The organism is Pseudarthrobacter sp. NPDC080039 (assembly GCF_040702335.1).
Taxonomy (GTDB): Bacteria; Actinomycetota; Actinomycetes; order Actinomycetales; family Micrococcaceae; genus Arthrobacter; species Arthrobacter enclensis_A.
The window spans coordinates 25,152-40,822 of sequence record NZ_JBFBKY010000024.1 but is presented as its reverse complement, the minus strand read 5'-3'; the positions used below and the strand labels follow the sequence as shown (position 1 = coordinate 40,822).

Here is a 15,671-nt window from a genome sequence, read left to right as displayed (position 1 = left end):
ACACTTTCAAAATGGACTCGGTCCGGGGGCAATCTCACGCGCTGCCCCCGGAAGCGGGACGCGCCCGAAGCCCTTGGCTCAAGTGGCCAACCAGCTCCGGGCCGGGGGACGGTCGGGGTACGGCCCCACAGGGCCGCGAGCCGAGGAGGTAGCCTGCCCGCGGGACGGGCAAACGGCAAAAGACGAGGTCTGGCAAACCCGCCTCTTTGGGGTTACTCTGATTCACATGAAATCTGGTGCGTCCGTCCGGAGTTACGTGATGACGAAGCGGGCAGCGTCCGCGGCGGCCACCGCGGAGCGCATCCTTGACGCCGCGGCGGCTGAGTTTGAGGCGGGCACCGCGATTGCGGGGATCACGCTCGATGGCGTTGCCGCGCGCGCCGGGGTAAGTGTCCAGACGGTGTTGCGGCGCTTTGGGGACAAGGAGAAGCTCTTCTCCGCCGCAGCTGAGCGCCAGGCGGCAAGAGTCGCCACGGAGCGGGATGCAGCTGTGCCGGGCGACCTCGCCGGCGCCGTCGCCAACCTCGCCGCGCATTATGAACGGGACGGGAACCTCGCCCTGCGGCTCCTCGCGGAGGAGGCCTCGTCACCTTTTATGGCGGCCGTTACGGCCGGCGGCCGCGCGTACCACCGGTCCTGGTGCGCGCAGGTGTTCGGGCCGTTCCTTGACGGGCTCGGCGACGACGCACGAGAGCGCCGCCTGGCCCAGTTCGTCGCAGTGTGCGACGTCTACGTCTGGAAGCTCCTCCGGCACGACGCCGGGCTGGGCCGTGAGGCGTACATCCAAGCAATCCTCGAGCTCCTCGAACCCTTCACCCGGAGGACATGATGTCCCGCATCCTCGCCTACACTTCCCCCGCCATCGGCCACCTTTTCCCCATGACCCCGCTGCTGCTCGAGCTCACCCGGCGCGGGCATGAGGTGCATGTGCGTACCCTCGCCGACCAGGTCGACCTCCTGCGCGGTCTCGGACTCGCAGCGGAGCCCATCGATGAACGGATCAGCGCGATCGAGCACCGCGACTTCGGCACCAGGAGCACCCTCGAAGCTCTCTCGGCTTCTGTGGACGTGTTTGTCCGGCGGGCAGCGATCGACGCCGGCGACCTCGCCGCGGCAATCGCCTCAATGTCCCCGGACGCTGTGATCGTCGACTTCAACTCCTGGGGAGCGCGCGCAGCCGCCCAGGCATGGGGCGGCCCCTGGGCAGCCTTTTGCCCCTTCACCCCGCCGGTGACCTCACGGGGCACGCCTCCATTCGGCCCCGGACTCCCACCCCTCACAGGGCCCCTAGGACGGCTCCGGGACAGCCTGCTGCGGCCCCTGATCATGGGGCAGCTCGAAAAGCGGTTCGTCCCCGGCATCAATAGGATTCTCACCGCCAACGGCGTGCCGGCGGTCACGAGTGCCGACGGGTTCTTCCGGTCCGCACCCCTGACCCTGGTGACGACCTCGGAGCCCTTCGAGTACCCCCACCCCGACTGGGCACCAGACATCCGCCTCATCGGCGCCCTCCCCTGGGAGCCCCCGGCCCAGGTACCGGCATGGGTCCAGGAGCCCGGTGACCCGTTCGTCCTCGTCACCACGTCCTCCGAGTACCAAGCCGATGAAGCACTCGCCCGCGCCGCAGCCCAGGGGCTCGGCGGGGAGCCCTACCGGGTTGTCGTAACCATGCCCGCCGGCCCCGCTGACCTCGGCCCCCTGCCGCCCAACGTGCGCATCGAACAGTTCGTCCCGCACAGGCCCGTCCTCGCACGCTCAGCCGTGGCCGTCACCCACGGCGGCATGGGCGCCACCCAGAAGGCCCTCAACTCCGGCGTCCCCTGCGTCGTCGTACCGTTCGGACGGGACCAACTCGAGGTCGCCGCCCGGGTCAAACACGCAAACGCCGGAGTCCGGCTCCCCAAAAACAAACTCACCCCCGAACGGCTAAGCAACGCCGTCCGCCGCGCCGCACGAATGACCGACGGCGCCCACAGGGTCGCCGCCGGTTACCGGGCCGCGGGCGGAGCACCCGCCGGAGCCACGGCGCTCGAGGCACTCATCACTCAGAAAGTCCCAAGCCAGAAGGAACCCTGAAATATCCACTCGCCTCCCTTGATTTCAATGCCCCTGAACGCGGACCTGCAAAGACCCCTCCGCCCACTCATCGCCCCCTGCCCACCCCACAACAAAGTGAAGCCACTCTCAGGGACCGGCAAGCGGTCGATCCCGACCCTTGAGAATGTTCCCGGCCTGGACCACACCCAAGCGCAGCCCACGACTTATAGAACTCCTAGCCGAAAAGCCCCCACGCTCTTGTGGCAGCGCCTTGATGTATTGCCAGTTCCCACTCCGCTGCAGGGTGACAGAATCTTTACTATCGGTTCTTTGAAACAGGCGGGGGAGTGCCAGTAAGAGGGCTGTTTGTCCGTCGTCAGTTGAGTTGGCAGTTTTGTCAGAAGACACGGCAGCTTACGGGTTGACGGTGATTGTGTCAGTTGTCGCCCACGCAGCAGACCTCGCCAAAGGCCACCCCGGCGCCCACGAACGCGACGACGCCCTCTCGAAGGCCCGGTTCGAGTTCCGCTGGCACGACCAATTCGCTCTGTCCTTGGACCCCGGACACGGCCGAATCCTTCCACGACGAGACCCTCCCGGCGGAGCCGGCCAAAACAGCGCACTTTTGCTCCATGTGCGGGCCCGAGTTCTGCTCCGTGCGGATCAGCCAGGGCATCCGCGACCAATTCGGCGGAGCATCCGAACAGGAAGTAATCGCGGGCATGAACGCCAAAAGCGCAGAGTTCCGCGAATCCGGCGGCAAGGTCTACCTCCCCGAACCCGCCCGCCTCAACCCCTAGAAATGGCGAGGGCTCACTGCCGGCAATCCTCGGGCCTCACCACCGGCAGTTACAAGCCCGGGACCGGAAAGTCAGTGCACAGGGGCTGACCGTCCGCGAGCCCGCAAACAGGGATTGGTTCGGCGGCGTGCGCGGCGGGTCGGGGCTTGCCTGGTGATGTCCGGCAGGCAGGGCCGACTTACAGCCACCATCGAGCGCACCCCTGTTGCCGGTTCTTCCCCCTCGGGTGGCTGGCGTTGGACGAAGTTAACGCTGGCTGGCGTTGCGATGGGTAACGCCCCCTGTCCGGTACCAGAGTTCCGGATTTGGTTCATTGAGGCGTCAGGAGGCGGCGTTCTTGATGGGTCAGGCGGGAGGCCATGGTTTCATGTAAGGCCCGGCCTCTTTTGGACAGGTGCACGAGAATGCGGCGGCGGTCCTCGAAGGCCACTTCGCGGAAGACCAGGGCACGGGTGGCGAGCGAGTCTACGTGCCGGCTGAGGGTGGCGTTGGAGGCGAGGGTATTCGCTGCCAGTTCGCTCATAGACAGGCCATCTTTCTCCCTCAGGGCGTCCAGGACCAGCCATTCCTCCAGCGACAGGTGTTCGGATGCCAGAATCGGACTAAGATGGTGGGTCAGGCGGCGGGCTTCCACGATTGCTTGTCGTAGTGAAGACACTGTCGCCTCAGTTCCCGCTTAATGCGTTTGTACGATTTCGGCCCGCGGGCTGGTTTCTACATATTACAATCCCGGACGTTGCCGCTGGCGCCTAATCTGAGAGTGAGTGCTGATGGCCTTCACGGTGGCCGTGGTCACGCCGCTGCAGGGGGCTGGCGGCCTTTATGCCCCCTCTGCGGAGGCGCTGATCGACTTAGCTGTGGCGGAGATCAATGCGGATGGGGGCGTGGGCGGAAAACTTCTGGACACCGTGATCATCGATTCGGGGCTTCCGGTGTTCCAGGTGCGCAGCGAACTCCGCGCCCTGGTGGGACAGGGCCGGATTCAGGCGGTGAGCGGCTGGCATGTCTCCACGGTACGGCAGGCGATCGCCCCCCTATTGACGGGCCGGGTGCCGTATGTGTATCCGGCCGTTTATGAGGGAGGTGAGGACCGTCCGGGGATTTACTGCACCGGGGAGGTACCGGCCCGGCAGCTTGAGCCGGCCATGCGCTGGCTGCACCGGCACCGCGGCGTCCGCCGCTGGTTTATCGTCGGGGACGATTACGTCTGGCCGCGTCAGACCTCCGTCCTTGTGAAGGGCTACGCCGCGGACCTTGGCCTGGAAATCGCCGGCGAGGCTTTTCTAAGCGCGGAGGCGCAGATCGGGCCGGCGTTGGATGCCATTGGCCGTACCGGTGCTGACGGTGTCTTGATGCTGATGGTCGGACAGAACGCCGTCACGTTCAACCGGCAGTTCGCCCGGAGGGGGCTGCCGGGGCAAGCGGTGCGCCTGAGCCCGCTGCTGGAGGAGAACGCCCTGCTGGCCACCGGCCCCGGCGCGACCGCCAATCTTTTCTCCACCGCAGGCTACTTCAGGGCTCTGCCCACCGCCGCGGCGCTGGATCTGCTGGGCCGGTATCAGGGGCACCAGGGCCGCATCGCTCCGCCGTTGAACAGCCCGGCAGAATCCAGCTACGAGGCACTGCACTTGCTCAGAGAGCTGGTGCACCGTGCCGGAAGCTCCGACGTCGGCGCCATTGACGGCAGCATTGACGGCAGTTCCTTTGCCACACCGCGCGGAACGGTCACCTTCGAGGGAAACCAGCTACGGCAAAACATCTATCTGGCCGAGGCATCCGGAGTTGACTTCAGCGTAGTGGCCGCACTTTGACGTTCCTCACCGTGCACCGCAACGGCAGTTAAAAAGCATTTACAAGCAAGAAACACCTCAGTGATTCACCTGACTTAGAAGCTGGATATTTTCATTTGGAACGAGTTTCGCGGGCTGTCCCGCGACACCCATCCGAATGAAAGGTACTTTCCGATGCGCCACGGAGACATCACGTCCAGCCCCGACACCGTCGGCGTCGCCGTCGTGAACTACAAAATCCCGCGCCTGCACACCACGGGCGAGGTTGTTGAGAACGCGAAGAAAATCGCGGAGATGGTTCAGGGGGTCAAGACGGGTCTGCCGGGGCTGGACCTGATTGTTTTCCCGGAGTACTCAACCCACGGGATCATGTATGACACAGAGGAGATGTACGCCACGGCGTCGACTGTTCCGGGGATTGAGACCGATATTTTCTCCGCGGCCTGCCGCAAGGCCGGTGTGTGGGGTGTGTTCTCGGTGACCGGGGAGCAGCATGAGGACCACCCGAACAAGCCCCCGTACAACACCCTGGTGCTGATCAATGACCAGGGTGAAATCGTCCAGAAGTACCGCAAGGTCCTGCCGTGGAACCCGATCGAGGGCTGGTACCCGGGTGACTCCACCTACGTCACCGAAGGCCCCAAGGGCATGAAGCTCTCCCTGATCGTCTGCGACGACGGAAACTACCCGGAGATCTGGCGGGACTGCGCCATGAAGGGCGCGGAACTGATTGTCCGCTGCCAGGGCTACATGTACCCGGCGATGGAGCAGCAGATCATGATGTCCAAATCCATGGCCTGGGCGAACAACTGCTACGTGGCCGTGGCCAACTGCGCCGGGTTCGACGGCGTCTACACCTACTTCGGCCACTCCTCCATCATCGGTTTCGACGGCCGCACCCTGGGTGAAACCGGCACCGAGGAATACGGGATCCAGTACGCCCAACTCTCCGTCTCCGCCATCCGGGACGCCCGGAAGAACGACCAGGCGCAGAACCACCTGTTCAAACTCCTCCACCGCGGCTACACCGGCGTCTGGAACGCCGGGGATGGTGATAAGGGCGTGGCCGAATGCCCCTTCGACTTCTACAAGACCTGGGTTACCGACGCACAGAAAGCCCAGGAACAGGTCGAGGCGATCACCAGGGACACCATCGGGGTGGCGGAGTGCCCGGTCTATGACCTGCCGTACGAAAAAGTCCTGCAGGCCTAGGGAATCCTTCCGTGACGTCCCTTCTTGAACAGTCAGGCGGTGCCGGCACCATCACGCCCATCGCGTCCCCGGACGGCTCCCGGCGTCAGGGGCCGCCCGGAGTCGTCGGCGGTGATCTTGGGGCAGCACTCCGGGCGTCCGTGCAGGGCCAGGACGAGGCAGTCGCCGCAGTGGTCCGGGCGGTGAGGATCGCGGACGCCCGCCTGGTACCTGCCGGCCGGCCGCTGGCCAAGCTTCTGTTTCTTGGTCCCACGGGTGTGGGGAAAACCCAGCTGGTCCGGGCCTTGGCCGCCGCGATCAGGACCGGCGAGGAGGACTACTGCCGGGTGGACATGAGTTCACTGGCGCAGGAGCATTACACGTCCTCCATCACCGGTGCACCCCCGGGATATTCCGGCAGTAAGGAGGGCTTCTCCATCTTTGACCGCGGAAAAATAGAGTCAGCCCCCGGCATGCCGGGCATTGTGCTGTTTGATGAGATCGAGAAGGCACACAGCACGGTGGTGCGCTCCCTGCTGCACATTCTGGACAACGGGTTTCTCAGGTTGGCCAGCGGCAGCGAAACGATCAGCTTCCGCAACTGCATCATCGTGATGACATCAAACCTCGCGGCGGAGGAAATCGCCGGGTTCCGCGACCGCCGCGCCCGGCTCACACGGGCCCTGGACCTTATCGGACCCGGCCGCCCGGCCTCGCCCCGGAAAAGGACACCGTTCACGGGTCTGCGCGGATTGGTGGATGAGCAGAGTTCCTGGGCCGAGGCCAAAATTCTGGACCGGGCGCTCCGGCGCTCCTTCGACCCGGAGTTCCTGAACAGGATCGACGAAATTGTCCGCTTCGAGGGGATAGGGTTGCCGGTCGCCGAGGGAATCGTCCGCGCCGAGCTGGAACTTCTCGCCGCGACGCTCCGCCGCCGCTACATCCACCTGAGCTTCACGGACACCGTCATCGCCCACCTGGTCGATGAGGGCTTCAGTCCGCGTTACGGGGCCCGGGCACTGCAGCGCGTCCTGCGCCGCAGGCTGCTGCCGCCACTTGCCGAAGCACTCGCGGCGGCCCACCCCCGGCGGGATCAGCCCCTCCGGGTCCACGCCCAACTCCAGGACGGCCACCTTACCTGCCGGGCATACGGCCCAACGGCCGCCGCCCAGAACCCAGAGAGCACCTGAGCACCGGCACAGGCCGGTGCCCGATCAAACGAGGAAAGACCATGGAAACAACAACCCAGAACCATCCCCCCGCCCGCACGGCCGGCCGGGATACACCCAGCCGGGACGCGATCAGTGCGACCAAGGAAAGCCTGGAAGACTACACCCTTCGCTTCGCTCCGCGCTCCTACCGTAAATGGGCCACCGGCGTGGTCGCGACCAGCGCGCTCGGCGGTATCGCCTACCTCGCGGACTTCTCCATCGGGGCCAACATCGGCATGGTGTATGGAACCTCCAACGCCCTGCTGGGCATCATGGTTGCCGCCGTGATCATCTTCATCACCGGTTTCCCGCTCGCCTACTACGCCGCCCGCTACAACATCGACCTGGATCTCATCACACGCGGTGCCGGGTTTGGGTACTACGGCTCGATCCTGACGAACATCATCTTCGCCGTCTTCACCTTCATCTTCTTCGCCCTCGAAGGCTCCATCATGGCCCAGGGACTCGAAATAGGCCTCGGCGTTCCCCAATGGCTCGGCTACCTCGTCTCAACCGTCATCGTTATCCCCCTGGTCATTTACGGGATGAACACCCTGGCCAAACTCCAGGTCTGGACCACCCCGTTGTGGCTGCTGCTCATGGTCGTCCCGCTGGTCTACCTCATCGCCACCCACCCCGCCTCTGTGCAGGACTTCTTCTCCTACCAGGGTGCCGAAGGCTCCGGGGGAACCAACCCCGGCTCTGTCATGCTCGCCGCGGGCGTGTGCCTGTCCCTGATGGCCCAGATCGCCGAGCAGATCGACTACCTGCGTTTCATGCCCCCCAAAACCGCTGCGAACAGCCGCGCCTGGTGGCGCGCGGTGATCCTGGCCGGACCCGGCTGGGTCATCTTCGGGGCGCTGAAGCAGGCCATCGGACTGTTCATCGCCGTCTACCTCATCGCCACCCTGGACCCCTCCGCTTCGGCCACCGCCAACCAGCCGGTCCACCAGTTCCTCGGCGTCTACCAGGAAATGATGCCCCAGTGGCTCGCCATGACCCTGGCCGTGGTCCTCGTGGTGATTTCCCAGATCAAGATCAACGTCACCAACGCCTACTCCGGTTCCCTGGCCTGGACCAACTCCTTTACCCGCCTGACCAAGCACTACCCGGGCCGGCTTGTCTTCGTCATCGTTAACGTCGGCATCGCCCTGGTACTGATGGAAGCGAACATGTTCGCATTCCTCAGCACCATCCTGGGCTTCTACGCCAACTGCGCCATGGCATGGGTCGTCACAGTCGCCACGGACATCGCCGTGAACAAGTACCTCCTGAAGATTTCCCCCAAACACCCCGAATTCCGCCGGGGCATGCTCTACCCCGTCAACCCGGTCGGGTTCGTATCCATGCTGCTCTCGGCCGGGCTGTCCATCGCAATCTTCTTCGGCGCTTTCGGCGCCGCCGTCCAGTCCTACTCCCCCATCTTCGCCATCGGCATCGCTTTCCTGGCCACCCCGGCCCTGGCCGTACTGACCAAAGGCAAGTTCTACCTCAGGCGCACAGATGACGGTATCGACCTGCCCATGCTCGACCCCGACGGAAACCCCTCCGACGCCAAGCTGCTCTGCCATGTCACCGGCCTCGAGTTTGAACGCCCCGACATGATCCTCTCCGCCCAGCCAGGCCCCAACGGGGAAAAGCAGTACATCTCCTCGCTCTCACTCTCAACAGACAAAACCGGCCAATACCTGCTCGCCCCCCAGGACTAACCACCCCACATTCCATCGCCAACACCAGTGACCGAAACCGGAGGTGCTGTTTTCCGTCCCGCCGCGCCTGCCAGGGACAGAAAACAGCACCTCCGAAGCAACACCCCCGCCCTGACGGCCCGGACCCGGCATGCGGAAAAACGCAGCCTCTCCATCAAAAACGTCACCGCCCATAACCGTGCCCAAGGACAGCGCCGATGCCAAACCTTATTTTTCCCCTCGACTCATCCAGGAATTTTGATGACCAGGCCAAAATCGGACACAACCGGTGGCACCCCGAAACACCGCCGGTAGCCACAGTCAAACCCGCCGACTCCTTCCGGGTTTCATTGCCAGGAATGGTTCGACGCCGACGCCATCCTCAATGACGATTCAGCCCAGGACATCCTCAACGCACCCCTGATGTCAGTGCACAAACTCAGCGGCCTGTTCGCCGTCGAAGGAGCAAGCCCGGAGACATGCTTGTCATAGACATCCTGGACATCGGACCCATCCCCCAGGAAGACTCAGGGCCTTGGCCGGGCACGGCTGGGGCTACACCGGCATCTTCGCCAAAAAACAGCGGCGGATTCCTGAACAGTTCCCGATGCCTCTGCGCCGTTATCGTGGACCGCCTCACCTTCAACGGCACCATCATCGAAACCGGCACAGACTCCTACCGACTCGCCCACACCCTCAACCAACAAGCAGCCAGCTAAAGCGCGGTGGGGCCAGATATAGCCCGTCCTGCCGGGACCAAAAAGGGTTGACATAATCACTGCTATGGCGCGCGAACAAACGCGAAGGCGACCTCATCGCCACCGACCCTCACCGCATACCGCGACTGGCCCTGGCCCCGGAACCCACAGCAGCCCTCCTCGATGGGGTCCCGGCACCTGACCGGCAGCGGGTCGCATCCGAGGCTGCCGTGGAGATCTCGGACAGTGGGCCTTCTTAAGATGAGGGTCTACCGAAAGTAGAGAACCGCATCACCGCATCACGTAGACGATTCACTCAGGAGTTCAAGGACGAGCTGTGCCGCGAGGTGATCGACACGTCCAAGCCGATCACGGACGTGGCCACCGCGTACGGTGTTGGCCCCGAGACGCTCCGCAACTGGCTCATCAAGTATCGGGCGGCCAACCAAACGGTGGCACGGAGACGGATCTGACGGTGACGGAACGGGCCCGGTTGAAGGAGCTAGAGCGTGAAGTTCAAGAGCTGCGGGCGGAGACTCCCTGTACCTTCCCGTTCAAACAGCCGGAGCCGGTTTTTACGTCGGAGACCTGCACTTCGCCCAGGGAAACGGGGAAGTCGCCCTGACAGCCTTCGAAGCAGCCCTTCGCGCCACCGTGCGACTCACCCTCATCAACGCCAACGACGCAGCCATGCACGCCGGTCTCCTGAAAAACCCCTTCCTGGAAACCCCCACCCACTGGATCCCATCCGGAATGGACGAAGACCTCAACGAAGCCATGCGCAAAGCCGTCCGCAACGCCGTCACCTTCCTCAACACCCACCTCGGAGTACCCCGCCAAGCGGCCATGGCATACCTCTCCGCGGCCTCCGACTTCGAAATCAGCCAAGTCGTGGACGCCGTCAAAGGCGTCCACGGCAAAATCCGCAAAACAGACTTCACCCACTGGTCCTGATCCAAGCGACGTCCCCGCGCCTTCAGGAAAACGACGTGATGCCCCCCAGCAAGGAGGAATCCACGAACAGCAGTCCCCGGCCCCGCGGAAAGGAACCGCTCAATGCAAGGGCCAAAACGTCGCTGCGCCACGGACTGGCGTGGTCGGCAATCAGTGCTCGCACGGTTTCCAGACCAGGCGGCCGGTGAGGGCCGGGGGTCTGCTGCTCACCGAGGTCCTGTCCGCAGGGCCCGTGTCAGCCCGATCAAGGACCTCACCTCAGTCATTGACCTGGGTGAGAAGAAACTTACGGACCGGCAACGGCCGCGAAATCGGCTCCATTGCCCACCACTGATCAACTGGACTCATTCGTTTTTCTGAACCGTTCAGAAAGGGCTCCTGATGCCGCATCTCTTCACCCCCTACACGCTGAAGGGCGTCACGCTGCGCAACCGCATCGCGATGTCTCCCATGACGATGTACCGGTCAACCGATGGCAAACTGGACGACTTCCACCTCATGTATCTCGGCGCACGTGCCGCGGGCGGATTTGGTCTTGTTTTCCCCGAGCAGATCGCCATCACCCCCGACGGTCGGACCACAACTCATTGCGCCGGCCTTTACAACGACGACCAGATCGAAGGCCACAAGCGGGTCGTTGACATGATCAAATCCATGGGAGGGGTAGCCGGAATCCAGCTCGGTCACACCGGTCGCAAAGGCAGCCTGGTCACCCCATGGGAGGGCGGCCACATGCTGCCCCCGGAGCACGACGCGGGCTGGCAGACCCGCGCACCATCTGCCATCGCCTACGGCGGCGACATGCCCTACGTCCCCCGTGAACTGACAACCGACGAGATCGCCCAGCTCATGCAGGACTACGCCGACACCACACGTCGGGCCGTGGAAGCCGGGTACGAGTGGGTCGAGATGCATTTCGCCCACGGCTACCTCGGCTCCGAGTTCTTCTCCCCACTGGCAAACCAGCGCACCGACCAATACGGCGGAAGCCTTCAAAACCGCACCCGCTTCCACCTCGAAGCCCTCGACGCAGTCCGCAACACCCTCCCCGACTACATCCCCCTGACGATGCGGCTGGGCATCGATGACCTGCACCCCGACGGCGCCACCGTCGACGAATCGATCACGGCAATCGGCTGGATGAAAGAACACGGCCTGGACCTCGCCGACGTCAGCATCGGCTTCAATACCAACAACATGCAAGGCGAGATCCCCATCGGCGCTCTGGGCGGCATGGTGAAAAACGCCACCCGCGTCCGCACCGAAGTAGGCATCCCGGTCGCGACCAGCTGGAACCTGGGCCAGCCCGAACTCGCCAACAAGGTAATCCAGGAAGATCTGCTCGACCTCGTCTACCTCGGGCGCCCCGCCCTCGCGAACGCCCACTGGCCCGTCTACGCCGCGCGGCTCTTGGGCTACCAGGACCCTTTCAGCCTCGTCCCGGAGGACTGGGCCTGGTGGCTCCGGAACTTCCGAGGCGCCGACGAAGCCATCGGCTGGCCCGCAGCCACCAACGGTGCAGCCCTCCAAGAAGTCGCCGGCGTCGCAGCAGCAGCTCCCCTCATCGAAGAAACCACTCTTTCCGAAGAACTCAAAGAGCTGGAAGCAGAACTCGAAAACGCCTGACCAACCCCCGCACCGAGCAAAGCCCTGACTTCGTTGAAGTTCAGGGCTTTGCTCGCGACTGGAGTCCGGAGCAACGGCTCGCAGCATAATCAGCGCGCGACTCTCCCCCGGAGATACTGGCGGCTCCGCGCTTTCCCTCGCAGAGTAATGGTTGCCTTTCGGTCACTCGTCCTGTCCGATGCGACGGCGCCCGTGTCACTCTCGCGTGGGCCAGAACCCACCCAGTCACCACGAGCCCTGCAAGTCACAACTTAGTCACCTCCAGCCGGGTCCACCCCAACCCGTCGTCTGCACGAAATGTCCAAAGGCGTCCGGACAGCCCAGTACACGTCCGTATGGGGAGCGATGAGCGGGATGCCGCTCATCGCTCCCTGGGACCTGGTGAATTAGCGAGTTAGTTGCCGTGGGCTTCGATGGACACCGGTTGCCATTCGTTCCACGTTGCCAACCGGGACTCGTAATCCTTTGTAGCGATGTCCAGGGGCGCCTTACCGAAAAAAATGCGCAGGGGCGGGTTCTCGGCGTCCACCACCTTGAGGATTGCGCTCCGGGTGGCCATGGGGTTGCCCTTGTTGTTGGCGGAGGGGCGGCTTGCTGCGGCCTTGCGGACCTCGTCATATACGTCCATCTCCTCACTGTGCGAGGCGGACGGCCCTGACCAGTCGGTGGAGAACCCGCCGGGCTCCACCAGCGTCACGTGAATGTTGAAGCCTGCCACTTCCTGGGCGAGTGACTGGGAGAAGCCCTCCAAGGCCCACTTCGATGCATGGTAGGCGCCGACGGTTGGGAAGGCGCTGATCCCACCGATGCTCGACACCTGGATGATGTGCCCCGAGCCTTGTGTCCGCATGATGGGAAGTGCCGCCTGGGTGACCCACAGTGCGCCGAACAGGTTCGTCTCGAGTTGGGCCCGGACTTCGGCTTCGGCGAGTTCCTCGATCATGCCGAAATGTCCGTAGCCGGCGTTGTTGACGACCACGTCGAGCCGGCCGAAGTGCTCTGCGGCTTTCTGGACGGCTGCGATGTCGGCAGCACGGTCGGTGACCTCAAGCTGGATTGGCAGGAAGGTCTCCGGATACTTCGCGGCGAGGTCGTCAAGAGTCTCGAGCTTCCGTGCGGTGCCTGCCACGTTGTCTCCGCGTTCCAGGGCAGCTTCGGTCCACTCGCGGCCAAAGCCCTTGGACGCGCCGGTGATAAACCAGGTCTTGCTCATGGGTACGTTCCTTTCGATGGTGTACAGGGACTTCTAACGTCCGGCGGGGGCAAAGCCTTCCCGCGGGCATCATGCACCGGACGGGTTGGTGTTCTTCAACACCGCAGGCCAAATCACCTTCATGACCTTCCTGCTGCGCGCCTTCTTCGACGCGCGGCCCGCGAACTGGACGAAGCGATGACCGTCGACGGTGCAGGAAATCGCCGCAAATTCCGGCGCCTCTACCTGGCCCCTCGCCCGCCCCACCCTGGCCACCGCCGCCGTCTTCTCCTTCCTCGCCTCACGGGACGAATACGTATGGGCGCTTACCGTCATTAGCGACGCGAGCAAACGCACCCTTCCACCCGGAATCGCCGCGTTCCAAGGCGAACACTGCTCCGCATGGGGCCGGGTCTTCGCCGCCTCAACCCTTGCCGTAGTCCCGGTCGCCGGACTCACTGCAGGCGCCGTGAAAAACCCGCCAAACGCCATAGCGTCCGCTGGCTGCTCCGCCCCCTTTGCCGTCTACTGCGTGTCGGGCACCCCATGGCCCGTTACAGGCGATTGTGGGAGGATCTCAGGCATGCCTGTATCGACGAATGGTTACGCACATATCCGGCTGACGGTGACCGACATTGTCCGGTCCCGCGCTTTCTATGAAGACATTTTTGGTTGGCCGGTCGCTTACGAGGTTCCCGAGGATGCGGATGCCTCGACGCGGGAGCAGCTCGCATTCCTTTTCGACGGCGTGATCTACAGGGCAGGGGATTCATTGTTCGGTCTGCGCCCGGTCGCCTCGGATACGTTCGATGAAAACCGGGTGGGTCTGGATCACCTCAGTTTTTCTGTTGCCGGGTTGGAGGATCTCGAGGCAGCGGAGGCATTGCTCGATAGGCGCGGCGTGACCCACAGCGGTGTGAAGGACATCGGATCTGCATACATTCTGGAATTCCGTGACCCGGACAACATCGCATTGGAACTCTTCTCGGCCAAGACCTGACCCGGCACACCCGGTCCGGAATACGAGTTCTGGCCCTGACTTTGGCCTCTGACGCAAACTGAAATGCCGCTTCGGCACTAACTCCGCGTCTGGTTGTGGTACACCCCAACCTGACGTCAGAAAGAACCCGTATTTCAGGTCAGGTTAGGTGGCCTGGAGGCTATATTGACGCCTGCCGACCGGGGTCTTAGATCTCAACCGAACACTATTCACCGGAAGAACACTCCGCTGAAGCAGCTGAATAGCGTCGCTCAGGCAAATCGCTTAAGCGAACGGAGCGCCACCTCGGGAACTGCCCTGATGGCCTCGCGGAGTATGAACTCAATTGCCACCGCGTGAGGATTGCTCGAGATAGACGTCAGTTTCATCCATACATTCGGGTAGTACCGAGCCAGACGCGAGAGTGGATAAAGGACAGCCCACCACAGCATGAAGGGATGGGCTGGTTTGCCATCATCATCGAGCGAGGGGTAAACATACTGAGCGCCGTGGTAGGCCACCGCACGCTCAGGGGGTGGCATCCCCTCGGAACCATCCGTTGCCACTTCAAAAGACAGCGAAAGACTCAGCCATGGACCGTGGGAGGTCGACATCCCGTGGCCATAAGGAATCCGTTGGATGTTTCCTGGTATCTGCCACCCTTTCAGAGTTGGGTAGCTCTTGAGGAAGTCCTTCAGGAGTTGCCACTCCTTGTCGAGAATGTCTCCGGGAACCTCGTTGAGATTGTCAACGCTCAGTTGAAGTTCCGGTGGCAATAGCTGTAGTTGGGCGCGCTCGTTGCCTTCAAATTCACCGCCGTACTGGCTCGCGGGGACAAAGTCGAGTCTTCTAAGCTTGCCCCTGTAAGGCAACGGGAATCTCTCGGCATAGGGCAGTAATTCCCAGAGGTCGCCGAGCGGAACTGCCTTGGGGATCGAGGACGAGTCGAGAGCCCGTGCAACACCTGGAAAGGCCCCTCGTTTCTCGCCGCAGATCAAGAGATGGCCGAGACCGTGCTCTGCCGCGCCCTGCAACTGCCCACCGTCACTTATGCCATGTCCGTTCAGGCTGTACTCGTTATTCGACAAGCGAGGAGATGCAGCCGCGATGGCTCGCCCCAATTGCGACAGACCATAGAAAAGAAGTATCGGCTGCGTAGCGGTTCCGACCTGCCCAGCGGCCATGAAGAGCTGTTCGGCCTGTTCTAACGCGGCATCGAAGGTTGCGAGTCTGTCTCCTTTAGAAGCCGCCCCTGGCTTTCGTGACCTGAGCGCCCGGAGCTCTTGCCAAATCTGCGCAATAGGATCCGCTCCCATCTCCGCGTAGGTGACCATAGCGAGAGGATATCGCGAGTCGATCAGTCTAAGGAGCGTCGGCATGACAGATCCTTCTCGAGACAACCACTCGAATTTTGGCGCTGGGCCGTCGGCCGGGCCGCAGCCTTTGATCGCTTGACTTAATTCAGGCGGGTGCATGAGCAGGCTGCAGTGTGAAACGTTCGTGTT

At 63.2% G+C, this 15,671-nt stretch carries 15 protein-coding genes and 3 pseudogenes; 14 read left to right on the top strand and 4 right to left on the bottom strand.

Features of this window, described 5'->3' with window-relative positions:
* Positions 1-259 precede the first annotated feature (259 nt).
* The 3 genes and pseudogenes from AB0313_RS18535 to AB0313_RS18525 form a co-directional block, all read left to right on the top strand.
* Positions 260-829, top strand: coding sequence for a TetR/AcrR family transcriptional regulator (locus AB0313_RS18535; protein ID WP_366307375.1), 570 nt, complete (start codon positions 260-262; stop codon positions 827-829).
* A complete protein-coding gene (locus AB0313_RS18530; RefSeq protein WP_366307373.1) occupies positions 826-2,076 on the top strand; it encodes a glycosyltransferase in 1,251 nt (416 codons plus the stop codon). Before AB0313_RS18535 ends, AB0313_RS18530 begins: the two co-directional genes overlap by 4 nt.
* A 406-nt stretch (positions 2,077-2,482) precedes the next feature.
* Positions 2,483-2,837: pseudogene (locus tag AB0313_RS18525) on the top strand (phosphomethylpyrimidine synthase ThiC); the annotation flags it as partial.
* A gap of 310 nt (positions 2,838-3,147) precedes the next feature.
* Here AB0313_RS18525 and AB0313_RS18520 read toward each other — a convergent pair.
* Complete coding sequence (locus tag AB0313_RS18520; protein WP_366307409.1) at positions 3,148-3,471, bottom strand: MarR family transcriptional regulator; 324 nt, start codon at positions 3,469-3,471, stop codon at positions 3,148-3,150.
* A gap of 136 nt (positions 3,472-3,607) precedes the next feature.
* Here AB0313_RS18520 and AB0313_RS18515 point away from each other — a divergent pair, with 136 nt between their 5' ends.
* The 10 genes and pseudogenes from AB0313_RS18515 to AB0313_RS18470 all read left to right on the top strand — a co-directional run bounded on the left by AB0313_RS18515 (position 3,608) and on the right by AB0313_RS18470 (position 11,995).
* A complete protein-coding gene (locus AB0313_RS18515; RefSeq protein ID WP_366307371.1) occupies positions 3,608-4,648 on the top strand; it encodes a substrate-binding domain-containing protein in 1,041 nt (346 codons plus the stop codon).
* Between the two features lie 153 nt (positions 4,649-4,801).
* Positions 4,802-5,839 carry an aliphatic amidase gene (locus AB0313_RS18510; RefSeq protein WP_366307369.1) on the top strand — a complete coding sequence of 346 codons (1,038 nt, stop codon included), beginning with the start codon at positions 4,802-4,804 and terminating at the stop codon, positions 5,837-5,839.
* Positions 5,840-5,850: 11 nt separating this feature from the next.
* Positions 5,851-7,008: an AAA family ATPase gene (locus AB0313_RS18505; protein WP_366307367.1), complete on the top strand. Its 1,158-nt coding sequence runs from the start codon at positions 5,851-5,853 to the stop codon at positions 7,006-7,008.
* 41 nt (positions 7,009-7,049) lie between these two features.
* A complete protein-coding gene (locus AB0313_RS18500) occupies positions 7,050-8,738 on the top strand; it encodes a hypothetical protein (protein WP_366307365.1) in 1,689 nt (562 codons plus the stop codon).
* 197 nt (positions 8,739-8,935) lie between these two features.
* Positions 8,936-9,106, top strand: a complete 171-nt coding sequence (locus AB0313_RS18495; RefSeq protein ID WP_366307363.1) for an acetamidase/formamidase family protein — start codon at positions 8,936-8,938, stop codon at positions 9,104-9,106.
* Positions 9,096-9,209: a hypothetical protein gene (locus tag AB0313_RS18490; RefSeq protein WP_366307407.1), complete on the top strand. Its 114-nt coding sequence runs from the start codon at positions 9,096-9,098 to the stop codon at positions 9,207-9,209. Before AB0313_RS18495 ends, AB0313_RS18490 begins: the two co-directional genes overlap by 11 nt.
* 119 nt (positions 9,210-9,328) lie before the next feature.
* Positions 9,329-9,436: pseudogene (locus AB0313_RS18485) on the top strand (AAA family ATPase); the annotation flags it as partial.
* 269 nt (positions 9,437-9,705) lie between these two features.
* Positions 9,706-9,950, top strand: a pseudogene (locus tag AB0313_RS18480) (transposase); the annotation flags it as partial.
* A 5-nt stretch (positions 9,951-9,955) separates the two neighbouring features.
* Entirely contained in the window at positions 9,956-10,369 is a 414-nt protein-coding gene (locus AB0313_RS18475; protein WP_366307405.1) for an acetamidase/formamidase family protein, read from the top strand.
* Between the two features lie 381 nt (positions 10,370-10,750).
* Entirely contained in the window at positions 10,751-11,995 is a 1,245-nt protein-coding gene (locus tag AB0313_RS18470; RefSeq protein WP_366307361.1) for an NADH:flavin oxidoreductase/NADH oxidase, read from the top strand.
* A gap of 394 nt (positions 11,996-12,389) precedes the next feature.
* Here the strand turns inward: AB0313_RS18470 and AB0313_RS18465 are convergent, their stop codons facing one another.
* Both AB0313_RS18465 and AB0313_RS18460 read right to left on the bottom strand, forming a co-directional pair.
* Complete coding sequence (locus AB0313_RS18465) at positions 12,390-13,208, bottom strand: SDR family oxidoreductase (protein ID WP_366307359.1); 819 nt, start codon at positions 13,206-13,208, stop codon at positions 12,390-12,392.
* A 69-nt stretch (positions 13,209-13,277) separates the two neighbouring features.
* Positions 13,278-13,523, bottom strand: coding sequence for a hypothetical protein (locus tag AB0313_RS18460; RefSeq protein WP_366307357.1), 246 nt, complete (start codon positions 13,521-13,523; stop codon positions 13,278-13,280).
* Between the two features lie 247 nt (positions 13,524-13,770).
* On the opposite strand from AB0313_RS18460, the gene AB0313_RS18455 reads away from it, so the two are divergent.
* Entirely contained in the window at positions 13,771-14,187 is a 417-nt protein-coding gene (locus AB0313_RS18455; RefSeq protein ID WP_366307355.1) for a VOC family protein, read from the top strand.
* 251 nt (positions 14,188-14,438) lie between these two features.
* Here AB0313_RS18455 and AB0313_RS18450 read toward each other — a convergent pair whose 3' ends face one another.
* Positions 14,439-15,545, bottom strand: coding sequence for a hypothetical protein (locus AB0313_RS18450; RefSeq protein ID WP_366307353.1), 1,107 nt, complete (start codon positions 15,543-15,545; stop codon positions 14,439-14,441).
* Positions 15,546-15,671 lie beyond the last annotated feature (126 nt).